We start from the raw sequence: 25,573 nt of genomic DNA on the forward strand, positions 1-25,573 counted from the left end.
TGTAAGCGTTGTGAGGCGTTGAGCTAACCAGTACTAATGACTCGTGCGGCTTGACCATATAACGCCAAAGCGATCTTAAGAAAGAAGATCCAAGTAACGCGAAACGATCGACACATACTACAGTGTCAGCAACAAACGACAGATTCTATAGATGGAGACACAAGATCGAATGATCGTCTTCATCACAGTTTTGCCTGGCGACGAAAGGGCTTTGGAACCACCTGATCCCATCCCGAACTCAGTAGTGAAACGAAGTATCGCCGATGGTAGTGTGGGGCTTCCCCATGTGAGAGTAGGTCATCGCCAGGCTTTAATTAGAAAACCCCGAGCACTTTGTGTTCGGGGTTTTTGCTTATTAAATCGAAAAGATACTCCGTAATCCCTTCAACTCTCTCCTGTCTTTACTGCTTAAGTTAGCCTGCTTATAGATTTGAGTTTCTGTTCCGTTGAAAAGAAACGAACTTTTGAATGCTTATGCTTGAGTTTTGATATTGTAAATCTTTCTTATTATACAATCATATATTTTGCTTTCATTTAAAGTTTTCTGCTAGGTTATGTCCAAACGCTAAATTTAAAGCAGAACAGGTTTAACTGTTTTGGGAGACTACTGTGAAAAAGCTGCGTCAAAGAGGGCTTTTGTATAGGGGTGCTGAGGGTTCCTGAGCAGTTCTTCAGTAACTCCTCTCTCAACTATTTCCCCATTTTTCAGCACAGCTATTCGATGGCTCATTACTCGAACTACAGATAAATCGTGGCTGATGAATATGTAAGCAATATTGTGATTTTTCTGAAGCTTTCTTAAAAGCTCTATGAGCTGGAGCTGCAATCTGCGATCCAGAGATGATGTAGGTTCATCCAAAATTATTAAAGCGGGCTTCAATACAATCGCTCTGGCAAGGGCAATTCGCTGGCGCTGACCACCAGAAAATTCGTGGGGGTAGCGTTCCAGAATTGTTTCATCGAAACCAATTTCCTTAAGAGTGCTGAGTATTAATTGATGTCTTGCTTCCTCATTGAGTTTGGTATGGATGATCAACCCTTCTTCGAGAATATCCTTTACTGTCATTCTTGGACTTAAGCTGCCGAATGGATCCTGGAATACCAGCTGGATATCTTTGCGAATAGGGCGGAAGCTTTTCTCATCGAGTTGGTGCACTGGAAACTCTTTGAAATGTATTTCTCCCTCTGAACTCAGCATGCGCAGAATAGCCAGTCCAAGAGATGTTTTCCCGGAACCACTTTCCCCCACAAGACCCAAAGTTTCACCTGGTTTTAAAGCAAGGGTAATGTTATCGACTACGGGGATAATTCTTTTTTTACGGAACCATGATCGAGCATTTCGATACCAGGCTTTAAAGTTTGTAAGGTGCAGAAGCAGTTCGTGTCCACTGGGAGTTAGGTAAGGGGTTCCCGATGGTTGGCTGCTGATCAGTTCCTGAGTGATTTTCTGTCTGGGGTTGTGAAATACGCCTTCTGTTTCTCCTTGTTCAATAATCCTGCCATTGGACATTACACAAACGGAATTGCTGTAGCGCCTTACAATGCCCAGATCATGAGTAATGAATAATACAGCCATATGATATTTGTCCTGAAGCTTTCTGATCAGCTTCAGGACTTGTTGCTCTACGGTGACATCCAGAGCTGTGGTCGGTTCGTCTGCGATTAATAACTTGGGTTTATTAGCAATCGCCATGGCCAGCATAACTCTCTGTCTTTGCCCGCCGGAGAGTTGGTGCGGGAAGCGATCAATCAAATTTTCAGGATCGGGGAGTTCAACGTCTTCAAATAGGGCAATAGTGCACTTTCTGGCTTCTGCTTTTGTTAATCCACTATGAAGAGTCAGGTTTTCCTGTACCTGTTTGCCAACTGTGTGCAGGGGGTTTAGGGATGACATGGGTTCCTGAAAAATCATACTGATACTGCCGCCACGAATATCTCTGATTTTTTGAGGTGGCAGCGTTAGGAGTTCCTGATCGTTAAATATGATCCTTCCAGTTGCTTTCATTTGTTCTGGCAAAAGCTGAGGAATGCTGTAAGCCGTCAAAGATTTTCCAGCACCAGAATCACCCACAAGAGCCAGAGTTTCACCAGGATAAACCTTCAAATTTATATTGCTGACCAGCCTCTTCTGGCCATTCAGAAAAATTGAGACATCCTGCATTTCTAGTAGCGGTTCAGCCATGGATGATCCTCGGATCTAAGGCATCCCGCACTCCTTCACCAATAAATACCAGCAGAATTAACAGAGAAGATGTGACTACAAACGCTGTGACTCCTAACCATGGTGCCTGAAGGTTATTTTTTCCTTGAGCAATCAATTCACCAAGGGAAGGCGAGCCTGCGGATAATCCAAAACCAAGAAAATCCAGGGATGCCAAGGTTGTGATGGCACCACACAAAATAAATGGCAGATAGGTTAAGGTTGAAACCAGAGCGTTAGGAAGAATATGTCTGGTAATGATCCTGTGGGTATGAACCCCCATGGCTCGAGCGGAGAGCACATATTCATAGTTTTTTGCTTTCAAAAATTCTGCTCTTACTAAATCAACAAGTGGCATCCATGAAAACAACAAAAGAATAATGAGCAGTGACCAGAAACTGGTATCAATTAATCCAGAAAGTATAATTAAGAGATAAAGTACAGGGAGGCCCGACCAGACTTCCAGAAAACGTTGTCCAGCAAGATCGACAGCTCCTCCGTAGTAGCCTTGAATTGCACCGGCTGCAATTCCAAGAAGTGTGCTGCCAAGAGTAAGAGTTAGTCCAAATAAAATGGACGTTCTTAATCCGTAAATAACTCTGGCCAGAACATCCCGCCCCTGATCATCTGTCCCCAGCCAGTTTTCCGAGGAAGGGTGAGCAGGTGCCGGCCGTTGATAATTGATCGTACTGTAATTGAATGGAATCGGAGCTCTGATGATAGTTCCGCCATTCGTTTCGATATGTTGGTTGATATAGTCATCCTGCCAATCAGGTTCCAGTTCCAACTCACCACCAAAAACTGTTTCCGGATAACTGTTTATAAAGGGAGTAAAAACTTTTCCCTGATAAAAAATCAATAGTGGGCGGTTATTGGCCAAGACGTCGGCAAGCAGACTGGTCATGAAAATAGTTAGGAACAACCATAGGGAAATATAGCTGCGCCGGTGTTTTTTGAAAACCTGCCAACGTCTTTGGTTAAGCGGATTAAAAAGTCTTTTCTTGAAAAGAGAATGCTTCACAGTGTTGCCCTCGCTTCAAAATGAATGCGAGGGTCAATCACTACATAAGTAATATCGCCAACAAGCTTTATTAGCAGACCTAACAGAGTGAATACATAGAGTGTGCCGAAAACAACCGGATAATCTCTCTGAATAACCGCTTCAAACCCCAACAGACCCAAACCATCAAGAGAAAAAATAATCTCAATAAGAAGGCTGTTGGTGAACAGGATACTCAGTAAAGCTGCCGGCAAGCCGGAGATTACCAGTAGCATGGCATTGCGGAAAATATGTCGAAACAGTATCTGATGTTCTGTTAAGCCCTTGGAGCGGGCGGTAACGGTGTATTGATGGCGAATTTCTTCAAGAAAAGCGTTTCTGGTAAGCAGAGTCAGAGTGGCAAAGCTTCCTATAACCAGAGCGGTAATCGGAAGCACCATATGCCAGGCATAATCGGCTAGTTGACCTGCGAAGCTTAGTTGCTCGAAATTATCTGAAGTGAGGCCTCTAAGAGGAAATATCTGCCAATAAGAGCCTCCGGCAAATAGAATGACCAGAAGCATGGCAAACAGGAATCCCGGAATAGCGTACCCTGTGGTAATAATCAGACTGCTCCAGCCATCGAAAGACGTACCGTGTTTTATGGCTTTGGTAATCCCTAAAGGAATGGATATCAGATAAACAAGCAAAGTGCTCCACAGTCCCAGTGACATAGAAACCGGCAGTTTTTCAATAATCAGGTCGGTCACTTCAATAGTGCGGTAGAAACTCTGGCCAAGATCAAAAGTGACATAATCTTTCACCATCTTAAAAAAACGTTCTGGCGCAGGGCGGTCGAAGCCATATTGTTTCTCTATAAGTTTGATCAGTTCAGGAGAGAGCGCACGGCTGCCCTGATGTTCGTTGAATTCCAGGGTGTTGAGCTGTGAATCCGCGTCGCTTGCACCGCTTATACGGCTTGTTGCGCCAACATCAAAGCCTTCCAGTTGGGCGATCATCTGTTCTACCGGGCCACCTGGAGCTGCCTGCACAATAACAAAGTTCAGCAACAGGATTCCAAGCAGTGTTGGAATCAGCAGTAACAAACGACGGAGGATATATGCAGCCATTAACAGTTACGTTGTTATGGTTGTAGGACTTTCGTATTGCTTACAGTTTAGACTCAGGAACAGCCCACCATGTTGTTCTTTCAATACTGTATTTAGGCATTTGATCAGGATGAGCCAGTTTATTGCTGTAAATAACCTGCCAGTTAGGATTGTAAAGCAAAGGAATAACCTTAAAGTCCCATAGCAAAACGCGGTCCAGTGCGTGTACCAGTGTCACCAGCTCTGGCCAGCTTTGAGCCGATGGAATTTGCCGGGTTATTCCGTCAGCTGCAGGATTGTTAACGCCGGCAAAATTCAATGTGCCAGGTTCATCTCTGCCTTCACTTCCCCAGAAGCTTATCTGCTCCTGCCCTGGTGAAGGAGTGTGGCGGAACGTATGCAGAATAATGTCGTAGTCCAGGCTCTTTATATGCTTGAGGTAACGGGAGCTTTCTACCGTTCGCAAGCGCATCTCTATACCGGCTTCAGCAAGGCGCTGTACCTGCCCCTGGATAAGACGCTCAAGACTTGGATCGCCCAATAACATTTCCATTACAACAGGTTGTCCGTTCTGGTTGGTCATCTTGCTGTTTTTAAGGGAATAGCCTGCCTGTTTGAAAAGATTCAATGCATATTTCAGCTTTTCCCTTTTGCTTTTGTTGGCCGCAGGTGGCCATAGCTCGGTAAAAAGGCGGGGAGGTAACTGGTCTTTCCATTGTGAGAGCAGGGTAAGCTCATTGTTTTCAGGTAACCCGGTTGAAGCGAGTTCTGTTCCAGCAAACAGGCTGTGGGCACGACGGGATGAACCATGCAGGAGATGGCTGATAACCCAGTCAATATCCAGCAGAGAGGCGATGGCTTCTCTGACCCGGATATCCTGAAACAATGGTTTGCGACTATTAAATACCAGAGAGGTTGTTTGTGGGTTGTGGTTTACCCAGCTGCCTTTGATCAGCTTACCTTCCTCAATGGCTTTGCGGTTATAACCTTTTTCCCAGAAGCGGGGATCGCTCTCAATGCGCCAGTTAAGCTCGCCACTATTCACTGCTTCCATGGCGACATTGTTATCCCGGAAGAAGTCGTAGCGAATAATATCGAAATTAAATCGTCCAACATTAACCGGATGGTTTTTAGCCCAGTAGTCAGGGTTTCTTTTGTACTCAACAAAACGACCGGGTTGGAAGCGATGAATTTTGTAAGGTCCGCTGCCAACAGGTATATCGAGAGTTGTTTCACTAAAGTCCCGTTGTTTCCACCAGTGGCTTGCTAACACAGGCAGCTGACCAAGGAGTAGGGGGAGTTCCCGGTTTTTATTATGTTTGAAGGTAAACAGGGCTCGGTGAGTTGAGGTGGCCTCTACGCTGGCTATGTCCTGATAGAACTGTCGCCAGAATAAATTACCTTTCTTCGTTAATGCCTTAAAGCTGAAGACGATATCTTCCGCAGTTACGGGTTTTCCGTCATGAAAACGAGCGGCAGGGTTAATATGAAAGGCAATCCAACTGTTGTCTGCAGGGCGTTCAACCTTTTCTGTAATCACTCCGTACTTTGTTAGCGGTTCATTCCAGCTGCGCACCAGAAGAGTGTCGTTGGTATAAAACAGGCCATAGGGTGCCTTTCCATTTGGCCCGTACAGGTTAAACGTATCAAAGTTGCCAATTTGGGAAACATTCAGTGTTCCCCCTTTGGGTGCATTCGGATTCACATATTCAAAATGTTTCATATCCATGCCATGTTTTGGCTGGCCATGGAGTGCGACGGCGTGCGTGAAGGTAATGCCATCGGCATCTTTCTGAGGGTCAGCCAAGGCGTAGATAGAAAAGGTGAAGGCGTGTAATAAAGCAATGGCTCGGGTAATAAAGATCAAGGCAGAACCTTATATTTTGAGTGTCCTGCCTGAAACTATAGGTGTTTATATGAGAACTGCTGTTCCCGTTATATCTGGCAGTCATAATGTTTCATGCGAGCATTAATATCCTTTGAAAGTTCTGATCATTTCGGTGTGTGCGGGTAGGCGTGCCGAACAGACTTCACTATTATTCTCCCGGTTTCTTACAGGGCGAATCACTGCAATGAGTTCAGAGGCTTTACATCTTCCTGGTCCCGCAAAATATTTGTTTGTGCGGGCTCTTCGGCCATTCTCACTTAGTGTTGCGGTGGTGACCTGTGGTTTGGGCATTGCACTGGCTTATGGGGCTGGTGATGGGGATTTTTTCCGGGCATCACTGGTTCTAATCGCTGGTATCCTTCTTCAAGGTGCGGTCAACCTGTTTAATGATTATGCCGATCTCGCGCTCTGGGCAGGTCGTGATGATTTGTATGCCAGCAATATTGTTGAAATGATCAAAAGAAACACCAAAATTGCGGCGGCCATGTCAGTTGTTGCGGCAGCGATGGGCGTTGTATTGGTTTTTCATGCCGGGTGGGAACTGCTGCTGATTGGTTTGTTGGGGCTTCTTGGTGGTTATTTTTATACCGCATCTCCGATTGCCTATAAAAACCGCGGGCTTGGTGTTGTAGGTGTATTTCTGTTCACCGGTGTCTTGATGGTCGCTGGCAGTTATCTGGCTGTAGCCGGTAATCTCGGGGATCATATTTTTCTGTATTCTGTTCCTGTCAGCCTGATCTCCAGCATGTTGTTGTTGGCTAACGAATTGCGCGATGTTGATGAAGATATCCGTAACGGTATTGGCACCTTTACTGTACGGATTGGCTATGGCGCTTCTTCTGTTATCTATCAGCTGCTGGGTGTAGCTGCTCTTGTCTCGGCATTGCTTATTGGTTTTTCTGGTGCGTTGTCTTTTCCGTTTTTGATGATTCTTCCTGCGCTGGCACTAAAGAAGCCAGTCTACCTTTTAAAGAGTGTTCGTGAGCAATCTGAGCGGAAACGCCTTGTAAAGCTGCCACCGTTAACTGGCCGTTATTTCCTGATTTTCGGCATCTGTTTTATGGCAGCTATTTAGATTGTTTGAAGGGCGGCTGAGAAGTCGCCCTCTGAGCATTAATGGTGGTGTTCGTGTGGGTCTTCACCGTAGTACCAGCTGCTGAGAGCTTCTGAGAATTCGTACAAGTGATGCAGAATATGAAGGCGTTCAAAGATATAGATAGCAGTATCAATCTTTGAAGATGCATGGTCATGCCCACCATGACTATGACCAACACCATGATCGTGGTCATGGGTTAACAGCCCATCAACGGCAAGCAGAAGCGATATACCGGATAAAGATATATTGGTAGCATGAGGAGCAGGGCTGGCTTTAATAATATCTCCACGGAAGTTCAGATGAACATAGTTTCCAAGAGCCGTGTTATCTGCATGTTCAAGGCCATCCAAAGTGTGGATTATCAGGGCTATAAGATTTGAGGAAAGGCTGGCCATACTGCCTGTTTTTAGAGCATTGAGTGATTTCGCACCGTGGTTGTAAAGCTCGAAACCGTGCCAAGCGACAACAAGCCCATTAAATAGTGCACCTTTACTACCTGTGAGAAATGACCAGGCAGATGCTGGTAGGTTCTTGTTATCCATGCCCAGCCCCGGCCACTGCTTCGCTAGAGCTGAAGACGTTTCCAGCATTTTATTTTGACTGCTTAATAGACCCTGAACTCGCTCCCTATCTATTGATAGGGAAGATTTAAGTGTGCCGGTCAGAGTCATCCAGCCAGTATTCCAGGTAATACGTGCGAGCTTCCAGTCAGGTTTTTCTTTTAATGTTAAGGTGATAGCTGTTTCAGCTACCGGAGCCCGACTGCACTCAAAGGTTATCTGTCCATGATCAAGGTTGAATGTATCGAGTAGTTCATCTTGAAGCTGGTGACAATCTGGCTTGGTGCTTCTGTCGAGCGGTGCGAGGCGAGAGTATGTGCCTGGAAGCCCTCGCAGCGTTATGGTTGCCAGAGACGTGCCATTGACTGAGGTATGTTCATTTATCTGGAATGAAGCCGGTGCCCCCTTGGGAAACAACTCTGTAACCTTTGTGTAACCCATGATCGGTGTGATCAGAGCTAACAGGCAAAATGCACGGGTGCACTTTCGGTTGAATGAGGAAAAAGCGACCTCAGCATCAAAAAATAGAGAAAAATGCCTGTTTTTCACTGAAATACCACAGCTGCTATGAGAATGATTCTCAATATGTAGCAGGTATCTCTGTCTATTCCACTTCTGGCAGGTTTATTTTTTTGTTCACTAGTGAAGCTGGCTCTCGCGGCTACGCCTCAGTTTTGCCAGTGCCTGACCATCAAGGTGTGCGTGTTCAAGTTTGTCATTCTGGTGAGTTCCCTGTTGCCATGGCAATTTATGGTAAAAGCCCCGGGAGCTGGTCTCAGAGGAGGGAAACTTCATGACCTGAAACCAGGGGGAGTAATCAAAATCTCCCGGTGTGCAGTAAAGAGGGTTGCGTTGATACAGGCGATGACCTTTTTTATCCTGAAGAACCAGTGGCCTGACCGGAAAATTTACAAAGCTGAAGGCTTCGGCAATCAGTGTTGCACAGGTGGTTCTGGGAGTCGGTTCAGGTGTCTCGGTATTCTGGAATAGCACCGAGCGCCAGCGGCTTAAAATCCCTCCGGGAATGCTTAATCGGAGTAAATCCAGAATTTGCCGGATATCGTAAGCCTGTCCCAAACGTGAAGCTGCAAATGCCAGAACCCGGTTGCGATCCTGGGGAGCCAGTCCATCGGGGCGACAGATACGCAGGTGTTCACCTTTATACGTCAGAAGGGGGCGCACGACGGTGCCGATGCCAAGTTCGCTTTCGATAATCAGTTGTGGGTTGCGTTTGGAGCAGCTGGAACGGTCGAAGTGGCGAATCACGGCCTGTTTGAGCTTTTCACCTTCAATATCTTCCAAGCGGCCAATATAAAGAACCGCATGGCTCCATCGGCTCATGGTCAGGCGCTGGATAATATTTGCGACACGGGAGCGTCCTTCCACCAGAACTACATCGCCGGGTTTCAGCTCGTGGCGCAGTTCTTCATAGTCGGTCACTGTCGTGGTGAGTGGGGTTTCCTGAGTCAGCCACTGGCAGGCTTTATCAAAAATTGCGTGGCTGAATGTTTTCCATAGTCTGGAAAAAGGATTGGAGAGACTGCGCAGGATTCTTCCCTGAATCATTGTCGAGTTCCTCGATTTTGCAGTATTGCACCCCATATACTGACTTCATGATGGTTGGCGCATATTATCTGCAACATGGCAGAGAAGTATTGCAGTTCTATGACGGGGAGAGGGCAATCCTGTGACAGATAAAAAAGATAGAGCGGGTGGTTTGCTGGAACAGGTAGCAGAGGCCAGCAAGAAAGGTGGTTTACCCCCTGTGCATAAATGGAATCCGCCGTTTTGTGGCGATATTGATATGGTGATCAAGCGGGATGGCTCCTGGCACTATATGAATAGCCCTATTGGACGTGAGCGTATGGTGCGACTGTTTTCTACGGTTTTGCGCCGGGACGATGATGATTACTTTCTGGTAACGCCGGTTGAGAAAGTTGGTATTACTGTTGAAGATGTTCCGTTCGTGGTGATCTCTGTCGAACAAATCATTCAAGATGACAAAGCGGCATTGAAGTTTGTCACCAATGTGGGGGACAGCGTTGTTGCCAGTACTGAACACCCTTTACGGGTTGAGCGTGCACCCGGAACAGAAGAACCTGCGCCGTACATTCATATTCGTGCCCGGTTGGAAGCTCGTATTCACAGGAATGTATTTTATGAGCTGGTAGAGATAGCTGATATTCGTACTGTTGATGGCATGGATTGGTATGGAGTGGAAAGTTGTGAAGAATTCTTCCTGATTGCTCCAGTGCCAGAATAGGGGGATTACTGGCACCAGACAAAAAGGGTATTTATTTTTTTACGCTTAAAACCATAAAAACTCCCACAGCCATCAGGGCGAGCCCAGCAAGTCTACGAAGATCAAGAGTAAACACCTGGGCGCCAAACAGACCAAAATGATCAATGGCGCTCATGGCAACCAGCTGCCCAAGAAGTACAAACGACACAGCATTGGCAACACCAAAACGGGGTGCGACCCAGGTGATTGTCAGGATATAAAACATCACAAAGAAACCACCGAAGTAAAAATACCACGGTGTTTTTTCAGGAAAAATCTCTGTGGGCACCTCTCTGGACATAAGTAACAGATAACCAGCAGCAATCATTAAACCTACGCTCAGCAGCAAAGTTGTAGCAAGGGCTGGATTCTGGAGACGGGCTCCCAGTCCCCCATTCAAAGCCGCCATGATGGGAATACCCAGACCGGCAATAAACATCAGCAAAGAGTAGGAAAGAGTATTGCTCATAATGAAATCTGCCTGAGGGTTTGAATAAAGTGAAAGTTGTTCACGGTTTAGGATAGAGATATTCGTGGGCACGAAAAAGAAAACCCGGCGCAGAGGCCGGGTTTTGGGTATTAATGAAGCTTACATGTTTGGATAATTCGGGCCGCCAGCACCCTCTGGGGTTACCCAGGTGATGTTCTGAGCTGGGTCCTTAATATCACAGGTTTTACAGTGTACGCAGTTCTGTGAGTTGATTTGGAAACGCTGGTTGCCGCTTTCCTCATCTTTGACCACCTCATAAACGCCGGCCGGGCAGTAGCGCTGGGCGGGTTCGTCGAACTTGGGCAGGTTGTCACGAATCGGCAGGTCGGCATCTTTCAGCTGCAGATGACAGCGCTGGTCTTCTTCATGGTTAGTGCTGGATAGGAATACAGAATCCAGCTTATTGAAGGTCAGCTTGCCATCAGGTTTTGGATAATCAATTTTCGGGCACTCGGAAGCTGGCTTCATCTGAGCGTAATCCGCAGATGGGTCGCGCAGAGTGAAAGGTAGTTTGCCGTTGAAAATGTTGATATCAAACCAGGCGATAGCGCCGCCCACAAAGGCACCAAACTTGTGTAGCAGTGGGCCGAAGTTACGTTGGGCATGTAGCTCTTCGTGGAGCCAGGAGCTTTCAAAGGCAGTAGTGAATGCAGTCAGTTCCTGACCGCCTTCGTCGCCACCTTTAATAGCTGCGAATACGGATTCGGCAGCCAGCATGCCGGACTTCATGGCTGTGTGAGAGCCTTTGATTTTGGCATTGTTCATAGTGCCAGCATCACAACCGATCAACAGGCCGCCTGGGAAAGTCATCTTCGGCAGAGACTGAAGACCACCCTTGTTCAGAGCACGGGCACCGTAGGAAACACGCTTGCCGCCCTCAAGATATTGCTTGTAAAGAGGGTTGGTTTTCAGACGCTGAAATTCATCAAACGGGCTTACGTGTGGGTTGGAGTAGTTCAGGTCAGTAATCAGACCAACAACCACCTGATTGTTTTCCAGGTGATACAGGAAGCTACCACCGGTAGAGCCACTTTCTGTCAGAGGCCAGCCTGCAGAATGCAGAACCAGACCGGGCTGATGTTTCTCGGCAGGGATATCCCAAAGTTCTTTAATACCGATACCGTAGTGGGAAGGATCTTTGCCTTCATCGAGTTTGAAGTCATTGATCAGTTTTTTACCGATATGACCACGGCAGCCTTCGGCAAACAGGGTGTACTTGGCACGCAACTCCATGCCAGGCATATAGCTGTCTTTATGGGAGCCGTCTTCGGCAATACCCATATCACCGGTAATAATGCCTTTCACCACACCATCTTCAACGATGGCTTCCTGAGCGGCGAAGCCGGGGAAAATCTCTACACCCAGTTGCTCTGCCTGCTCACCCAGCCAGCGGCACAGGTTGCCAAGGCTGATAATGTAGTTGCCTTCATTGTGCATGGTTTTGTGAGTCATGAAGGCTGGGAATTTCTTACCGCTTTTCGGGCCGGTCAGGTAGTGAATTTCGTCACCGGTAACCGGGGTATTAAGAGGGGCGCCTTTTTCTTTCCAGTCTGGGAAGAGTTCATTCAGGGCGTGGGGTTCAAAGACTGCACCGGAAAGGATATGTGCACCAACTTCTGAACCTTTTTCTACCAGGCAGACAGTCAGTTCCTGCTCGGTTTCCTGAGCCTGTTGCATCAGACGACAGGCTGCGGATAGACCTGACGGGCCACCGCCAACGATGACAACATCAAATTCCATGGATTCACGTTCCATGACAGACCTCCTGCTTGGGCAATGCGGCGAATTTCGACTTGTTCGAGTCAAACGCTCGTTTAAATTTTTTGCGCATTATACTGGTGACTTTCGCTAGTGCCAACGGCAACTACGTATATAAAAATTGTCAGCCTGCTTATTTCCCTCCTTATTGATGCAGGACGGTATAGGTGGCTGCGTATCAAACATACGTTTGAATACGTACTGTGCTACTGATACACTCGGTCGCGCGAAGGGGGTGAGTAGCCTGCGCCTGCTCTTGTGATGCAGGGCAGCGGTTGTACTCACAAACCGCTCCAGCCCAACAACGAAAAGGAAGGCTGCATACATATGAAGGTTCTTGTAGCTGTCAAACGCGTCATCGACTACAACGTCAAGGTACGTGTTAAGTCTGACAATACAGATGTTGATCTGACCAACGTAAAAATGGCCATCAACCCTTTCTGCGAAATCGCCGTTGAAGAAGCCGTGCGGTTAAAAGAGCAGGGTGTTGCCAGTGAGATCGTCGTAGTGTCCATGGGTCCTAAAGCGTGCCAGGAGCAGATTCGTACCGCTCTGGCGCTGGGTGCTGACCGTGGTATTCAGGTAGAAACTGAAGACAAGCTCGACTCTCTGGCTGTTGCCAAGCTGCTGAAAGCAGTTTACGAAGAAGAAAAGCCTGACCTGGTTATCCTGGGTAAGCAGGCTATCGATAGCGATAACAACCAGACTGGTCAGATGCTGGCTGCACTGGCAGGCCTGCCTCAGGGTACTTTCGCTTCTGAAGTGAAAGTGGCTGACGGCAAAGTGAATGTCACTCGTGAAATTGATGGCGGTCTGCAAACTGTTGCGCTGAACCTGCCTGCGATTGTGACCACTGATCTGCGTTTGAATGAGCCTCGTTACGCATCTCTGCCTAACATCATGAAGGCTAAGCGCAAGCCTCTGGCTGTTAAGACTCCGGCAGAGTACGGCGTTGAAACCGCTTCAACCATTACTCAACTGAAAGTGGAAGCTCCTGCTGAGCGCCAGGCTGGTATCAAGGTTGGCAGCGTGGATGAGCTGGTTGAGAAACTCAAGAATGAGGCGAAGGTGATCTGATGAGCGTTCTGGTAATAGCTGAACACGACAATGCCAGCCTGAATGCTGCAACGCTGGCTGTAGTAACCGCTGCCAAAGCTGTTGGCGGTGATATTGATGTACTGGTTGCCGGTTCCTCCTGTGGTTCTGTAGCGGAAGCTGCTGCCCAGGTTGATGGTGTAAGCAAGGTTCTGGTTGCCGACAGCGCTTCCTTTGAGAACCAGCTGGCTGAAAACGTGAGCCTGTTGATTGCTGAAGCCGGTAAGGATTACAGCCACATTATGGCTCCTGCGACCACTAACGGTAAGAACATTCTGCCTCGCGTAGCGGCTCTGCTGGACGTTGATCAGATCTCTGACATCGTTAGCGTTGAAAGTGCTGATACTTTCAAGCGTCCAATCTACGCCGGTAACGCGATCGCAACTGTTCAGTCTTCTGCGGCTGTTAAGGTGATCACTGTTCGTGGTACTGCGTTCGATAAAGCTGCTGCCACTGGTGGTTCTGCTGCTGTTGAACAGCTGGGTGCTGCCCACGATGCTGGTACTTCTGCTTTTGTTGGCGAAGAACTGGCCAAGTCTGACCGTCCAGAGCTGGCTGCTGCCGGTATCGTAGTATCTGGTGGTCGTGGCATGGGTAACGGTGAGAACTTTGAAATTCTCTACAGCCTGGCAGACAAACTGGGTGCTGCTGTTGGCGCATCCCGTGCGGCTGTTGACGCTGGCTTCGTACCTAACGATATGCAGGTTGGTCAAACCGGTAAGATTGTTGCTCCTGAGCTGTATGTTGCCGTTGGTATCTCTGGTGCCATCCAGCATCTGGCAGGTATGAAAGAGTCCAAGATCATTGTTGCTATCAACAAGGATGAAGAGGCTCCAATCTTCCAGGTAGCAGACTACGGTCTGGTTGCTGATCTGTTTGAAGCTGTACCAGAGTTGACCGGCAAGGTTTAACTCCTAGTGCAGTAGCAAATAGCAGTATTGCACTGGCCCTGTGCAGAAAACCCGTATCAACTTGTTGGTGCGGGTTTTTTAGTGCTCAAAACTTTTGTTTCGGTTGTTGATATCAAGAAAAAATAGGTAATAGCCAAGAATGGGCAGAGATTAAAGGTTCGGGTTATTCTCAACAGGTTTTCCCACTGTCTGTTATGGCAGTGACTTGGGCCTTCCATTGAGATTGATGTATTTCCCCTCCATGAAAAAACTTTTCACTCTGTTGTTATTTTCCTGTTTGTCGCTTTTGAATGGGTGTACGGTTATTGCCGTAACCGACGCGGTGGTATCCACTGCTGTTGATGTTGTCGCTGTAACAGTTAAGGGAACTGTTGCAGTTGTTGGTGCTGTTATTCCCGATGGAGATGATGAAGACGACGATTAACCGTCTTCTCAACTGCTTATCGGAAAAATAAAAAACGATAAAAACCCGATGGTGGACGTATGAGCTTTCTGGCGAAAACACCAAAGCCGCCATACTTTGCCGTTATTTTTTCTTCTGTTCGTACAGAGGGTGATAATGGCTACGGCAATATGGCTACACGTATGGTTGAGCTGGCTTCGAAGCAGCCGGGTTTTCTCGGTATGGAATCGGCACGAGAGGAAGTGGGGGTCACCGTTTCCTACTGGCAGGATCTCGAATCGATAAAGGCTTGGAAGCAGAACGCTGAGCACCGTGAAGCACGTCGGCTTGGTCGTGAACAATGGTATTCAGAGTTTAGAGTCAGAATCAGTAAGGTTGAGCGGGAGTATGGCGCCTGATGAATACTTCATTACCGCACAGCAACCATAAAGATACTCAAGGTAGTGTTGCCAATGTCTTTGGTACCTTCTTCAAGCTGGGGCTGACTTCTTTTGGTGGGCCTGTCGCACACCTTGGTTATTTTCATAAAGAACTGGTGGAAAAACAGCGCTGGGTGAACGAGAGCCAATATGCCCAGTTGTTGGCTATTTGCCAGTTTTTACCCGGCCCGGCCAGTAGTCAGCTTGGGTTTGCGCTGGGGTTGCTGCGTTCTGGCTGGTTTGGTGCTTTTGCCGCTTTTATTGGATTTACCCTTCCTTCTGCTCTGTTGTTAATTGCTTTCGCTTCCGCTCTTCCTTATCTCTCAGGCTCAATTGGTGAGGCTGCTATCCACGGTTTAAAGCTGGTGGCCTGTGCTGTGGTGGCGGATGCCGTGTTAGGGATGTTTAAAAAACTGTGCCCAGATATGCAACGGCGCAGTATTGCAGTTGTTGCTGCCAGTGTTCTGTTGCTGGCAGGTTCAGCCTGGGTCCAGATTCTGGTAGTTCTCGGTGGTGCTGTTGCAGGAATCTGGTTGTGTCGGGAGGTGGCTTCAGAATCTCAGGCCTCTCTGAAAATTTCCTACGGCAAACGCACGGGATTTATCCTTTTTGCTCTGTTTGCCTTTTTGTTATTCGCACTGATGTTGTGCGCAGATCAATCCAAACTGTTGGGCTTGGCAGAGGCTTTTTATAGCGCGGGAGCCTTGGTGTTTGGTGGAGGGCATGTTGTTTTGCCGCTGCTGGAAGACTCTGTGGTTGCCAGTGGTTGGGTAAGCAATGAAAGCTTTCTGGCCGGCTATGGTGCATCGCAGGCTATTCCTGGGCCAATGTTTTCTTTTTCTGCCTACCTCGGTGCCATTGTTCCGAATGAGTTTGGTAGTGTAGCCGGTGCTTCTGTTGCACTATTGTTTATGTTTTTGCCGGGTTTCCTGTTGGTTTCTGCTGCGTTGCCGCTATGGCAGTCTATATCTCACAATGCTTTCGCTGTTCGTGCGATCGCAGGTGTAAATGCTGCTGTTGTAGGGTTGTTGGGTGCCGCTTTGTATGATCCGGTTTTCACATCAGGTATTACAGGTGGTTTTGACCTTGCAATAGTGCTGATTGGTTTCGCCATGCTGACGCTATGGAAACAGCCCCCTTTAAGAGTTGTTATGTTCTGTACTTTGGCAAGCGTGCTGATGGCTCTTAATACTTTTCATTAAAGCGTTTAGGGTCAACGTAAATTTTATTAGCTGCAATTTGATAAAAACTTTCGGTAGCTGGTGTTGTGTAGTCACCCACGTTGAGGGTTCCTGTAACCCGATAGCGAACACGGGTTGAGTGCTCCAGCTGCAGGCCTGCTGGATACTTTACAATAACAACCTGATTCGGTTTCAGTTGTTTGTCTGTATGGCTCCAGCTGCCTATTTTTTTGACCAGCGCGAAATGAGTACTCTCGCCACTCTCTCCAACATTCTGCGGCACCAGATAGCCAGTCAGTGATACTTTCATAGTATCAAGTTCCGGGCGCGGTGTCTGATAGAACGTATTGATGTATGTGCGCAGTTCTCCACTGGATAGTTCGCCATTCTTGTATTGTTCAAGGAGTTTTAAATCAGGGTCTGGGGTAAGGTCATCCCACTGCAAAGTATGATATGCAATCTTGGTGTCTGGCTGGGTGCTTTCTTCAGCCCCAACGTTCAGGCAAATGCTGGCAAGCCCGGCTATAAAAAATTTAAATGTGTTGTTCATCAAAATGGTCGTACAAGCAGTGAACGGTAAAAACCGATCGCCCGAAAACGACCGGTTTTCTTATTTATCAGCTATGTATTAGTAACTGGTAATAACTTTTTTCAGGGCTGATCCAACCTCTGGGTGGCTCATGATGCCCTTGAACTTGCGCTTATCACCACGTGGGCCATAAACAAAGACGCCAACTGGGGTGTCAGTGTGAGTTCCGGTTCCCCAGACAGTGTGCTGTTGACGTGCCATAACACGACCCATCAGGTCAGCACGGTTTTCTTCGCCGTAAACATAGAAAGACTTGAAGTCATTAATTTTCGGGAAGGTTTTGGCGCCCAGATAGCTGTGGTTCTCAACAAAGAACTCATTGGCTTCGGTGGCCAGAACCTGCCCGGCCATTTCAACTGTGACATTGAAATCATTGTAGGAATTCATCATTTCTGCCAGGCGAGCAGCCGTCTGTTCGCTGGGATCAAGGTCTGAAAACTCATACCAGGTATGAGCAAAAGACTTCTTCTGGTTCGCCAGCTTGTCTAGAATATCCAGATCACCAAAGTTCCACTGAGGCTGGTAACCCAGGCCCTCGAAGGCAGAACCAGGCTTGCTCCAGTCCACATCAGGGATGTTGTTGGCATTGTAAGAGAAGCCAAAAGAGCCAGTTTCATGGTCAGCTGTTACCACAACGAGTGTATCGCCACGTTGAGCGGCCCACTCGTAAACGTAGTTAACAGTTTCATCAAACTTCAGCATTTCATGAAGCATGGAGCCTGCGTCATTCTCATGACCGGCCCAATCAATCTGACCACCTTCAACCATCAGGAAGAAACCGTCTTCATCCTGAGAAAGGATGTCCAGTGCCTTCATGGTCATCTCTTTTAAAGTTGGCTGGGTACGTGCGGTTGGGGTGTCTTTAGTCTCTTCCCAGTCGATGCCATTCATCATGGCAGAGCTGGCAAACAGCCCCAGCAGTTTACCTTCCTGAACCTTTTCCATCTGCTCCCAAGTGAAAGCTGTCTTATAACCTGCACGGATAGCGTTCTTCAGAGGGTTGACATTGTCAGTGCGCTTGGATTTTACGCTGAATGCACCTTCAGTTCGGCGAACCCAGGTGTTGTAGGCTTTGCCTTTATCATTCACTTTCCGAGGCAGGAAGTGACGTGCACCACCAGAGAGGATAACGTCCACATCATTGTCAATCATCTGTACCGCAATTTCATTCTCCATGCTGCGGTGAGCAACGTGGGCGGCAAAAGCACCGGGTGTTGCATGTGTGGCGCGGGTATCAGAAATCAGACCGGTTGCCATACCATAACTTTCGGCCAGTTCCAGAATGGTTTCGGTTGGATTACCTTCAGCATCAATGCCAATAACTTCTGAAAGAGTTGGTTCGCCGATAGCAAGCTGTGTTGCTGAACAGGCAGAGTCAACAACAAGTGTATCGATAGGGCTGGTTCGGGACAGGGCAATTTTGCCGTGTTTGGCTATCTTGGCCAGACCTGTCATTTCGCCATTGTATGGTGAGCTTTCAGCACGATTAGCATAGGTTTCCAGCAGGCCAACCTGCTGAATACCCATACCGTCACCAATCATCAGAATGACATTCTTGGCGGCCGCCTGGCTGATAGCTGGCATGGCAAGAGAGGTTGCCAGAATGCCTGCGGTAAGAATGCCTTTGGTAGGCTTGTATTTCATACTGCTACTTCTTCTTTGTTGTGTGAAATTTATTTGTATTTGTCACTTTTGCAGGGGCGGCAATACTATCGGTTGAGGAGAGGTCATGAAATATGACATGTGTCGTATTTTGTGTTGCTCAATCAACTTTTGTTTCATTTTTGTGACAGGGTGCGGATTTTGAAATCCGTCTATCCTTTTTCAGATGAGGAAATTCTATGTCCTTGATGATCGGCTATGTCATCAGGGACTCTTTGATCCGGTAAGCAAGGTAAAGGGGTAGTTATTGATGGCTGGTAAAAAACTTACAACAGTCACTGGTTGCCCGGTCGCCCATAATCAAGATGTAATGACGGCTGGTCCCAGAGGTCCTCAACTTCTGCAGGATGTGTGGTTTTTAGAGAAACTGGCGCATTTTGACCGGGAAGTTATTCCCGAAAGGCGTATGCATGCCAAGGGCTCGGGCGCCTACGGTACATTCACTGTTACTCACGATATTTCCAAATTTACCAAGGCGAAAATCTTTTCAGAGGTTGGTAAGAGAACTGATCTCTTTGTCCGCTTCTCAACTGTAGCTGGCGAACGTGGTGCCGCTGATGCGGAAAGAGACATTCGCGGTTTTGCCGTAAAGTTCTATACGGAAGAAGGCAACTGGGATCTTGTTGGAAATAACACGCCTGTATTTTTCCTTCGTGATCCACTGAAGTTTCCGGATCTCAATCATGCGGTGAAGCGTGACCCAAAAACCAATTTGCGCAGCGCCAAAAATAACTGGGATTTCTGGACGGCATTGCCAGAGGCTCTGCATCAAATCACCATTGTTATGAGTGATCGTGGCATTCCTGCAACCTATCGCCATATGCATGGTTTTGGCAGTCATACTTTCAGTTTTATTAATGCGGATAATGAGCGTTTCTGGGTGAAGTTCCACCTGAAGTCTCAGCAGGGTATAAAAAACCTGACCGATGAAGCAGCAGAAGAGTTGATTGGTAAAGATCGGGAAAGCCACCAGAAAGATCTGTTTGAAAGTGTTGAAGCTGGCGATTATCCAAAATGGAATCTTAAGGTTCAGGTAATGCCAGAAGCTGATGCTGCAAAGGTTTCTTATAATCCCTTTGATTTGACCAAGGTTTGGCCCCACAAAGACTATCCGCTAATGGATGTTGGTGTTCTGGAGTTGAATCGCAACCCTGAAAACTATTTTGCTGAAGTGGAACAGGCTGCGTTTAATCCCGCCAACATTGTTCCTGGTATTGGTTTCTCTCCAGATAAAATGCTTCAGGGGCGATTATTTTCCTATGGTGATGCCCAGCGTTACCGTTTGGGCGTGAACCATAATTCTATTCCTGTGAATGCGCCCCGTTGCCCGGTACATGGGTACCACCGTGATGGTCAGATGCGGGTGGATGGCAACTATGGCAGTACTATTGGTTACGAGCCCAATAGTGAAGGAGAGTGGCAAGAGCAACCAGAGCATGGTGAGCCGCCTCTCGAATTGAGTGGTGCTGCTGCGCACTGGGATCATCGCGAAGATAAAGATTATTTCTCCCAAGCGGGTAATTTGTTCCGGTTGATGTCTGCTGAGCAACAACAGTTATTGTTTGAAAACACTGCCCGCTCCATTGGTGATGCACCTGAAGAAATACAGTTACGCCATATCTGCCACTGTATGCAGGCCGATAAAGCCTATGGGGAGGGGGTTGCAATAGCTTTAAATATTCCGGTATCTGATTTGGATGCTGGTTAGTATCGTTTAGCATGTATCAACCGGGCGCTGCCATTGAAATGCTTCCTTTTGGGTTTGAATGGTAGCTCTGCCGCTTTCCCCTTCCCTGCAGATGCCCCCTGATCTTGTATTTATGGTCTGTTTCCAGCAGACTCCGGGCTTTTCCAACAAAACGAAGTGTTGTCAATGTCTCAATACGAATCCATGGAACAAAAAGCCAGCTACGGTATCGGTCGTCAAATGGGTGACCAGCTTGCCCGTCAGACTTTCGAAGGCCTGGACATCGCTGCTGTACAGCAAGGCTTGGCGGATTCCCTGAACGGTGAAGAGATGGCCGTTGCTCCGGAAGCTATCAACGAAGCTTTCCAGATTATCACCAAGAAAATGCAGGAAGCTGCTGAAGCCAAATCTGCCGACGCTATCGCTGCTGGTAACGCTTTCCTGGCTGATAACGCTGCCCGTGAAGGTGTAACTACCACTGAATCCGGTCTGCAGTATGAAGTGCTGGTAAAAGGCGACGGTGAAGCTGTTTCTAAAGACAACACTGTTCGTGTTCACTACCACGGCACCATGATTGACGGTACTGTTTTCGACAGCTCCGTTGCCCGTAATGATCCAGCTGAGTTCCCTGTAACTGGCGTTATCGCAGGCTGGGTTGAAGCTCTGCAGCTGATGGTTGTAGGCGACAAGTTCAAGCTGTTTATCCCTCAGGATCTGGCTTACGGCGCAAACGGTGCCGGCTCCATCCCTCCATATTCTGTATTGGTCTTTGAAGTGGAAGTTCTGGCAGTTGTTGCCTGAAACTGACTCTTTATAAATAACAGCAGCCTCTTCAGGCTGCTGTTATTTTTTTGAAGCTATTTACCAGCCCCCTTGAAATGGTATGCTGTTTCTTTACATTTCTCTGATTCTCTCAGGAGAAATGTAAAAGATGTTTGGATATAGACGGCAGGACGCCACCACTAATAACGATAATATATGGGGTGCTTTGTGGCTCTCATTCGTGTTCTGGTAGCAGATGACCATGAGCTTGTAAGATGTGGTCTTGTTCGCATGCTGGCAGATACCCAGGGTGTTGATGTTGTCGGGGAAGCATGTTCAGGTGAAGAAGTTCAGGCTTTTTGTCGTACAACACCTGTCGACATAGTTTTGATGGATATCCGGATGCCGGGTATGGGTGGATTGGAAGCCACTCGTCGTTTAGCAGCCAGTTGTCCTGATGCAAAAGTTATCGCTCTCTCTGCATTGGATGATGCAGTTCATTCCCGAAAAATTCTTGAAGCCGGTGCCTGGGGCTATCTCACTAAAGGTGGAGACTTGCAGGAAATGGTGCGGGCAATAAAGAGTGTCTATTCTGGTCAGCGTTATATCTGTCCTAATATCGCTCAGGAAATTGCTGTTCAATCCTTTACCCAAACATCCAATCCGTTTGATGCTTTGTCACCTCAGGAGTTTCAGGTGGCAATGATGGTGATCGATTGTTTCAAAGTGTCCCAGATCGCTGAGCAGATGAAAATTGAATCTAAAACCGTGAACAGCTATCGCTACCGGATTTTTGAAAAGCTTGGCGTAAAAAATGATGTGGCTTTGGCAAGGCTGGCCATTCGTCATGGCTTGGTTGAAGTTGGCCCTCCTCAGGAGAAGGGCACACTAGATGTTGTCAGCTAACATTATTTAGCTGGGGGCGTAGGAACGCCCACCTGTTTCTTTTTGAAGTGGTAGCGGATTTTGTTATGCACCACTTCGAAGTACACGCCATCGCGATAAAGCCGCTCCGAGATATGTTCCGGGTGCATGCCTGCATCGAACATGGCGTTAAGGTTATCTCGAAAAGCTGAACGGTGTTGTACCATCTCCCGGTACAGTGAAAAGTTCAAACCAGCTTCCAGAAAGGTAATGAACATGGAGGTGTAGGTTTTCATCCTTTCCATTAATTGTTTTCTGGTTTTCCCTTCCAGGTTTTCATGCCAGTGACTCATGGCATCGACTCCCGGCTCGCAGGCTTCGCTGGTGTGCCTGAGGGTGTTTTCAGTACTTCCTGCTGGTTGAGGTTTAATGCAGGCCAGTACGGCATCTTCTGGTGATGTGTTGCTGCCGTTGTAAAATCGCCCAGAAGCTTGCTTGGTTGTCCATTCCTTCATTTTATTGGTGAACTCACTACGCAATATTGCGGTGGGAGCAGCCTGTTGTGTCATATTCATGGGGCGCTCATGGGTGCTGGGTTCAAGTTCTTTTATGGCTTCTTTCATAAGTTCTTCGTAACTTTTCTTTGGCTCAGCTTTACGACCCATTTCAAGCCAGGCCAGATAATGATCCCGTAGCATGTAACGTGAGCCAAGTGTGAGGCGCCCTATGGAGTGGCGGTTCCAGGCGGCAGTAGTGGATCCATAGCTCAATGCCAGTGGCCTCATTTCTTTCGAAAGGCGTTCTCTTTTTTCTACGATTTTGGCGTCTTTCTTTGACTGTGCTGCTGGCTTTTCAGTGGTTGTCTGGGCGGCGTGCAGATATGCGGAAGAGCTGAGTATAAGTGCGCAGCTAATGACCTTGAACAGTTTCACTGATCTCATCCTTGAGTGTGGTGATTGTTGTGAGTCTAGCAAAGCTGTGCTGGGGTGCTTTTCTGAAATGTACGTGAGAGGTACTCTAGAGTTCTCAGCCTTTACGCAGAACTTTTTTGGCTTAGCCTGTATGTCATCGCAATCTACATCACCTTTTGATCATAAAGCTTTTCTTAAAACAGCATCTGAGCAGCCTGGCGTGTATCAGATGCTGGATGGAAATGGAGAGAAGCTCTATGTGGGTAAAGCCAAATCCCTGAAAAAACGGCTGGCCAGTTATTTTCGTCCTCAGGGACGCAGCGTGAAAACAACCGCGATGGTTGAGAAGATTCGCTCCATCGAAACTATTGTCACCAATAGTGAAGGGGAGGCGCTGATTCTTGAGCAGAACCTGATTAAGGAAAATCGTCCTCCCTATAATATTCTGCTCAGGGATGATAAATCCTACCCATTCATCTTTTTGTCAGAAGGGCGCTGGCCTCGTCTGGCTCTGCATCGCGGCGCTAAACGTAAGAAGGGGCGTTACTTTGGCCCTTATCCCAGCTCTGGAGCAGCCCGGGAAAGCCTTGTGTTGTTGCAAAAGGTATTTCGGGTTCGGCAGTGTGAAGACAGTTACTTTCGCAACCGTACTCGCCCGTGTCTTCAATATCAGATTCAGCGTTGCAAAGGCCCCTGTGTTGATTTGGTTGAAGATGCTGAGTACCAACAGGATGTGCAGGATTCCATAGGGTTTCTGGAGGGGAAGAATCAGGAGCTGATCTACGATCTGATTTCCCGGATGGAGCAGGCTTCCGAAAAGCTGGAGTTTGAGGCTGCGGCTGATTATCGGGACAGCATTCATCATCTGCGTAAGGTGCAGGAGAAGCAGGTGATTGCTGTGGATTCTGGCGATGCGGACATTGTCGGAGTCGTGAGTGAACCGGGTGGCAGCTGTGTACTGGTAATGTTTGTGCGCCGAGGGCAGGTTCTGGGTACACGGCATTTCTTTCCTGATTTCAGTCATGAAGACAGTCTGGCGGAAAATCTGGAAAGTTTTCTGGGGCAGTTTTACATCAGTCTTGCGGGGAGTCGTGATTTCCCTCGGGATATTATTCTTCCGGTGGAAATCGCCGGGCATGAGGCGCTCTCAGAAGCCATTCGTTCTGTGGCTGGTAAAGCTGTTACCTTGCGCCATAAAGTCAGAGGTCAGAGAAAAGACTGGCTGGCATTGGCTGAACGCAATGCCCGCCAAACATTAACTTCCCACCTGGCTGATCGTCGCAATATTTATGAACGTTTCCTCTCGCTTCAACAGGCGCTGTCTCTCAGTTCCATGCCGGAACGGATTGAGTGTTTCGATATCAGTCACACCATGGGTGAGGGTACAGTGGCTTCCTGTGTGGTTTTCGATCAGGAAGGTGCCCGCAAAAGTGATTACCGCCGTTTTAATATCAGTGGTATTACTCCGGGGGATGACTATGCCGCTATTCACCAAGCCGTTGAACGACGCTACTGCCGGGTTTTAAAGGAAGAGGGCGTTCTGCCAGATCTTTTGTTGATTGATGGTGGATTGGGACAGCTGAATAAAGCTATGGAAGTGATGAATAGCCTGCAGCTTGATCATATAACCGTGTTTGGGGTAGCGAAGGGTGAAACCCGGAAGCCAGGGCTGGAGGTGTTGATTAACGGACGCACCAATAAAGAGTACGCTCTGGATGCTTCCACACCGGGGTTGCACCTTGTGCAACAGGTGCGGGATGAATCCCACCGATTCGCTATTACCGGTCATCGACAGCGTAGAGATAAAAAGAGAACCCGATCCCAGCTGGAAGATATTCCGGGCGTTGGCGCGAAGAGGAGAGCGGCTTTGTTGTCGTTTTTCGGCAGTGTTAAAGGTGTGAAAGAGGCCACGGTGGAGGAGCTGGCTAAAGTTCAGGGAATCAGTCAGGCTATGGCTCAGCAGATTCACGATGCCTTGAGCGCCGGTTAAAAGCCGTCTTTTCTGCTATGCCATTACGGCAGGCAAGTCTGGTAGACTTGCCTGCGGGCAGTACGCCCAAGATCAAGGACCTAAGCCGTACACCATGAATATTCCGAACATACTTACCCTTATCCGTCTGCTGTTGATCCCGGTAATCGTGGTGATTCATTACCTGCCATTCCAATGGACATATCTTGTGGCAGCCATTGTCTTTATGGTGGCGTCGTTCACTGACTGGTTTGATGGTTATCTTGCTCGTCGTTTGAACCAGACAACTCCGTTCGGAGCCTTTCTTGATCCTGTCGCTGATAAAGTGATGGTGGCCGTTGCTCTGGCAATTCTGATTGAGAAGTTTGATAGCCCGATGATGACCATTCCTGGTCTTATTATTATCAGCCGTGAAATTGTGATTTCTGCTCTGCGTGAATGGATGGCTGAGCTGGGCAAACGCACCAGCGTGGCGGTTAATTTTATCGGTAAGCTGAAAACCGCTGCGCAGATGGGTTCTATTACTTTGCTTCTGCTCACCAAGGGGAATGAGCTTGGTGAAGGGCTGGTAGGTATTGCTGGCTTGATACTGTTGCTGGTGGCTGCGGTTCTGACAATCTGGTCGATGATGGTTTATTTGAAGGCCGCCTGGCCTGATCTTACGCCTTTTAAAGAAGAGAAATAAAACTCTTTATATATCAGCGTATTGACATATAAGCGCAGATTCATAAAATAGCGCTCGTCTTCTGGGGCTGCCCA

At 47.8% G+C, this 25,573-nt stretch carries 23 protein-coding genes and 1 rRNA gene; 13 read left to right on the top strand and 11 right to left on the bottom strand.

What is annotated here, in order from left to right:
* The first annotated feature begins 193 nt into the window (after positions 1-193).
* Positions 194-309: ribosomal RNA gene (gene rrf / locus ACY2RR_RS09400) — 5S ribosomal RNA — on the top strand.
* 295 nt (positions 310-604) lie between these two features.
* Here the strand turns inward: rrf and ACY2RR_RS09405 are convergent.
* The 4 genes from ACY2RR_RS09405 to ACY2RR_RS09420 are packed head-to-tail and all read right to left on the bottom strand — an operon-like array spanning position 605 to position 6,155.
* Positions 605-2,182 carry an ABC transporter ATP-binding protein gene (locus tag ACY2RR_RS09405; protein WP_490107894.1) on the bottom strand — a complete coding sequence of 526 codons (1,578 nt, stop codon included), beginning with the start codon at positions 2,180-2,182 and terminating at the stop codon, positions 605-607.
* On the bottom strand, positions 2,175-3,221 hold the full coding sequence (locus ACY2RR_RS09410; protein WP_490107895.1) for an ABC transporter permease: 1,047 nt from the start codon (positions 3,219-3,221) through the stop codon (positions 2,175-2,177). The genes ACY2RR_RS09405 and ACY2RR_RS09410 overlap by 8 nt, the downstream gene beginning before the upstream one ends.
* Positions 3,218-4,309 (bottom strand): microcin C ABC transporter permease YejB, encoded by a 1,092-nt coding sequence (locus ACY2RR_RS09415; protein WP_490107896.1) that lies wholly within the window; start codon positions 4,307-4,309, stop codon positions 3,218-3,220. Before ACY2RR_RS09415 ends, ACY2RR_RS09410 begins: the two co-directional genes overlap by 4 nt.
* 40 nt (positions 4,310-4,349) lie before the next feature.
* The gene (locus tag ACY2RR_RS09420) at positions 4,350-6,155 is read right to left on the bottom strand and encodes an extracellular solute-binding protein (protein ID WP_490107897.1); all 1,806 of its coding nucleotides are present in this window, start codon (positions 6,153-6,155) and stop codon (positions 4,350-4,352) included.
* 205 nt (positions 6,156-6,360) lie between these two features.
* Between ACY2RR_RS09420 and ACY2RR_RS09425 the strand changes: the two genes are divergently transcribed.
* On the top strand, positions 6,361-7,251 hold the full coding sequence (locus tag ACY2RR_RS09425) for a prenyltransferase (protein WP_490107898.1): 891 nt from the start codon (positions 6,361-6,363) through the stop codon (positions 7,249-7,251).
* Between the two features lie 38 nt (positions 7,252-7,289).
* Here ACY2RR_RS09425 and ACY2RR_RS09430 read toward each other — a convergent pair whose 3' ends face one another.
* Positions 7,290-8,273 (bottom strand): hypothetical protein, encoded by a 984-nt coding sequence (locus tag ACY2RR_RS09430; RefSeq protein ID WP_490107899.1) that lies wholly within the window; start codon positions 8,271-8,273, stop codon positions 7,290-7,292.
* Positions 8,274-8,471: 198 nt separating this feature from the next.
* Entirely contained in the window at positions 8,472-9,398 is a 927-nt protein-coding gene (locus tag ACY2RR_RS09435; protein WP_490107900.1) for a YiiX/YebB-like N1pC/P60 family cysteine hydrolase, read from the bottom strand.
* 121 nt (positions 9,399-9,519) lie between these two features.
* On the opposite strand from ACY2RR_RS09435, the gene ACY2RR_RS09440 reads away from it, so the two are divergent.
* Positions 9,520-10,095, top strand: coding sequence for a DUF1285 domain-containing protein (locus tag ACY2RR_RS09440; RefSeq protein ID WP_490107901.1), 576 nt, complete (start codon positions 9,520-9,522; stop codon positions 10,093-10,095).
* A gap of 31 nt (positions 10,096-10,126) precedes the next feature.
* Here the strand turns inward: ACY2RR_RS09440 and ACY2RR_RS09445 are convergent, their stop codons facing one another.
* Positions 10,127-10,582 carry a DMT family transporter gene (locus tag ACY2RR_RS09445; RefSeq protein ID WP_490107902.1) on the bottom strand — a complete coding sequence of 152 codons (456 nt, stop codon included), beginning with the start codon at positions 10,580-10,582 and terminating at the stop codon, positions 10,127-10,129.
* Positions 10,583-10,702: 120 nt separating this feature from the next.
* Entirely contained in the window at positions 10,703-12,358 is a 1,656-nt protein-coding gene (locus ACY2RR_RS09450; RefSeq protein ID WP_490107903.1) for an electron transfer flavoprotein-ubiquinone oxidoreductase, read from the bottom strand.
* 330 nt (positions 12,359-12,688) lie between these two features.
* On the opposite strand from ACY2RR_RS09450, the gene ACY2RR_RS09455 reads away from it, so the two are divergent.
* The 5 genes from ACY2RR_RS09455 (at position 12,689) to chrA (ending at position 16,391) form a co-directional block, all read left to right on the top strand.
* On the top strand, positions 12,689-13,438 hold the full coding sequence (locus ACY2RR_RS09455) for an electron transfer flavoprotein subunit beta/FixA family protein (RefSeq protein ID WP_490107904.1): 750 nt from the start codon (positions 12,689-12,691) through the stop codon (positions 13,436-13,438).
* Entirely contained in the window at positions 13,438-14,367 is a 930-nt protein-coding gene (locus tag ACY2RR_RS09460; RefSeq protein ID WP_490107905.1) for an electron transfer flavoprotein subunit alpha/FixB family protein, read from the top strand. Before ACY2RR_RS09455 ends, ACY2RR_RS09460 begins: the two co-directional genes overlap by 1 nt.
* 241 nt (positions 14,368-14,608) lie before the next feature.
* A complete protein-coding gene (locus ACY2RR_RS09465; RefSeq protein ID WP_490107906.1) occupies positions 14,609-14,791 on the top strand; it encodes an NF038104 family lipoprotein in 183 nt (60 codons plus the stop codon).
* 59 nt (positions 14,792-14,850) lie between these two features.
* Entirely contained in the window at positions 14,851-15,168 is a 318-nt protein-coding gene (locus ACY2RR_RS09470) for an antibiotic biosynthesis monooxygenase family protein (protein WP_490107907.1), read from the top strand.
* A complete protein-coding gene (chrA, locus tag ACY2RR_RS09475; RefSeq protein ID WP_490107908.1) occupies positions 15,168-16,391 on the top strand; it encodes a chromate efflux transporter in 1,224 nt (407 codons plus the stop codon). The genes ACY2RR_RS09470 and chrA overlap by 1 nt, the downstream gene beginning before the upstream one ends.
* Here chrA and ACY2RR_RS09480 read toward each other — a convergent pair.
* Together ACY2RR_RS09480 and ACY2RR_RS09485 are read right to left on the bottom strand one after the other, a co-directional pair.
* Complete coding sequence (locus ACY2RR_RS09480) at positions 16,375-16,920, bottom strand: DUF3299 domain-containing protein (RefSeq protein WP_490107909.1); 546 nt, start codon at positions 16,918-16,920, stop codon at positions 16,375-16,377. The two genes, chrA and ACY2RR_RS09480, sit on opposite strands and share 17 nt — an antisense overlap.
* A gap of 78 nt (positions 16,921-16,998) precedes the next feature.
* Complete coding sequence (locus ACY2RR_RS09485; protein WP_490107910.1) at positions 16,999-18,603, bottom strand: alkaline phosphatase; 1,605 nt, start codon at positions 18,601-18,603, stop codon at positions 16,999-17,001.
* A gap of 268 nt (positions 18,604-18,871) precedes the next feature.
* Between ACY2RR_RS09485 and ACY2RR_RS09490 the strand changes: the two genes are divergently transcribed.
* The 3 genes from ACY2RR_RS09490 (at position 18,872) to ACY2RR_RS09500 (ending at position 21,976) form a co-directional block, all read left to right on the top strand.
* On the top strand, positions 18,872-20,329 hold the full coding sequence (locus tag ACY2RR_RS09490) for a catalase (RefSeq protein ID WP_490107911.1): 1,458 nt from the start codon (positions 18,872-18,874) through the stop codon (positions 20,327-20,329).
* 165 nt (positions 20,330-20,494) lie between these two features.
* Positions 20,495-21,109, top strand: coding sequence for a BamJ family beta-barrel-assembly machinery protein (gene bamJ / locus ACY2RR_RS09495; protein ID WP_490107912.1), 615 nt, complete (start codon positions 20,495-20,497; stop codon positions 21,107-21,109).
* 189 nt (positions 21,110-21,298) lie between these two features.
* Positions 21,299-21,976 carry a response regulator gene (locus tag ACY2RR_RS09500; protein ID WP_490107913.1) on the top strand — a complete coding sequence of 226 codons (678 nt, stop codon included), beginning with the start codon at positions 21,299-21,301 and terminating at the stop codon, positions 21,974-21,976.
* A gap of 2 nt (positions 21,977-21,978) precedes the next feature.
* On the opposite strand, the gene ACY2RR_RS09505 is transcribed toward ACY2RR_RS09500, so the two are convergent.
* On the bottom strand, positions 21,979-22,866 hold the full coding sequence (locus ACY2RR_RS09505; protein ID WP_490107914.1) for a hypothetical protein: 888 nt from the start codon (positions 22,864-22,866) through the stop codon (positions 21,979-21,981).
* 130 nt (positions 22,867-22,996) lie between these two features.
* On the opposite strand from ACY2RR_RS09505, the gene uvrC reads away from it, so the two are divergent.
* The gene (uvrC, locus tag ACY2RR_RS09510) at positions 22,997-24,835 is read left to right on the top strand and encodes an excinuclease ABC subunit UvrC (RefSeq protein WP_490107915.1); all 1,839 of its coding nucleotides are present in this window, start codon (positions 22,997-22,999) and stop codon (positions 24,833-24,835) included.
* Between the two features lie 94 nt (positions 24,836-24,929).
* The gene (gene pgsA / locus ACY2RR_RS09515) at positions 24,930-25,499 is read left to right on the top strand and encodes a CDP-diacylglycerol--glycerol-3-phosphate 3-phosphatidyltransferase (RefSeq protein ID WP_490107916.1); all 570 of its coding nucleotides are present in this window, start codon (positions 24,930-24,932) and stop codon (positions 25,497-25,499) included.
* Positions 25,500-25,573 lie beyond the last annotated feature (74 nt).

This window comes from Parendozoicomonas sp. 2304DJ65-17 (assembly GCF_058148445.1).

What these genes read in the sequence shown, in the direction of transcription:
- ACY2RR_RS09405 (WP_490107894.1), bottom strand. Translation starts at nt 2,182, where the DNA reads ATGGCTGAACCGCTACTAGAAATGCAGGATGTCTCAATTTTTCTGAAT.
- ACY2RR_RS09435 (WP_490107900.1), bottom strand. Translation starts at nt 9,398, where the DNA reads ATGATTCAGGGAAGAATCCTGCGCAGTCTCTCCAATCCTTTTTCCAGA.
- uvrC (WP_490107915.1), top strand. Translation starts at nt 22,997, where the DNA reads ATGTCATCGCAATCTACATCACCTTTTGATCATAAAGCTTTTCTTAAA.
- ACY2RR_RS09480 (WP_490107909.1), bottom strand. Translation starts at nt 16,920, where the DNA reads ATGAACAACACATTTAAATTTTTTATAGCCGGGCTTGCCAGCATTTGC.
- ACY2RR_RS09470 (WP_490107907.1), top strand. Translation starts at nt 14,851, where the DNA reads ATGAGCTTTCTGGCGAAAACACCAAAGCCGCCATACTTTGCCGTTATT.
- ACY2RR_RS09415 (WP_490107896.1), bottom strand. Translation starts at nt 4,309, where the DNA reads ATGGCTGCATATATCCTCCGTCGTTTGTTACTGCTGATTCCAACACTG.
- ACY2RR_RS09465 (WP_490107906.1), top strand. Translation starts at nt 14,609, where the DNA reads ATGAAAAAACTTTTCACTCTGTTGTTATTTTCCTGTTTGTCGCTTTTG.
- ACY2RR_RS09425 (WP_490107898.1), top strand. Translation starts at nt 6,361, where the DNA reads ATGAGTTCAGAGGCTTTACATCTTCCTGGTCCCGCAAAATATTTGTTT.
- ACY2RR_RS09430 (WP_490107899.1), bottom strand. Translation starts at nt 8,273, where the DNA reads ATGGGTTACACAAAGGTTACAGAGTTGTTTCCCAAGGGGGCACCGGCT.
- bamJ (WP_490107912.1), top strand. Translation starts at nt 20,495, where the DNA reads ATGTCTCAATACGAATCCATGGAACAAAAAGCCAGCTACGGTATCGGT.
- ACY2RR_RS09460 (WP_490107905.1), top strand. Translation starts at nt 13,438, where the DNA reads ATGAGCGTTCTGGTAATAGCTGAACACGACAATGCCAGCCTGAATGCT.
- ACY2RR_RS09450 (WP_490107903.1), bottom strand. Translation starts at nt 12,358, where the DNA reads ATGGAACGTGAATCCATGGAATTTGATGTTGTCATCGTTGGCGGTGGC.
- pgsA (WP_490107916.1), top strand. Translation starts at nt 24,930, where the DNA reads ATGAATATTCCGAACATACTTACCCTTATCCGTCTGCTGTTGATCCCG.
- ACY2RR_RS09455 (WP_490107904.1), top strand. Translation starts at nt 12,689, where the DNA reads ATGAAGGTTCTTGTAGCTGTCAAACGCGTCATCGACTACAACGTCAAG.
- ACY2RR_RS09445 (WP_490107902.1), bottom strand. Translation starts at nt 10,582, where the DNA reads ATGAGCAATACTCTTTCCTACTCTTTGCTGATGTTTATTGCCGGTCTG.
- chrA (WP_490107908.1), top strand. Translation starts at nt 15,168, where the DNA reads ATGAATACTTCATTACCGCACAGCAACCATAAAGATACTCAAGGTAGT.
- ACY2RR_RS09485 (WP_490107910.1), bottom strand. Translation starts at nt 18,603, where the DNA reads ATGAAATACAAGCCTACCAAAGGCATTCTTACCGCAGGCATTCTGGCA.
- ACY2RR_RS09490 (WP_490107911.1), top strand. Translation starts at nt 18,872, where the DNA reads ATGGCTGGTAAAAAACTTACAACAGTCACTGGTTGCCCGGTCGCCCAT.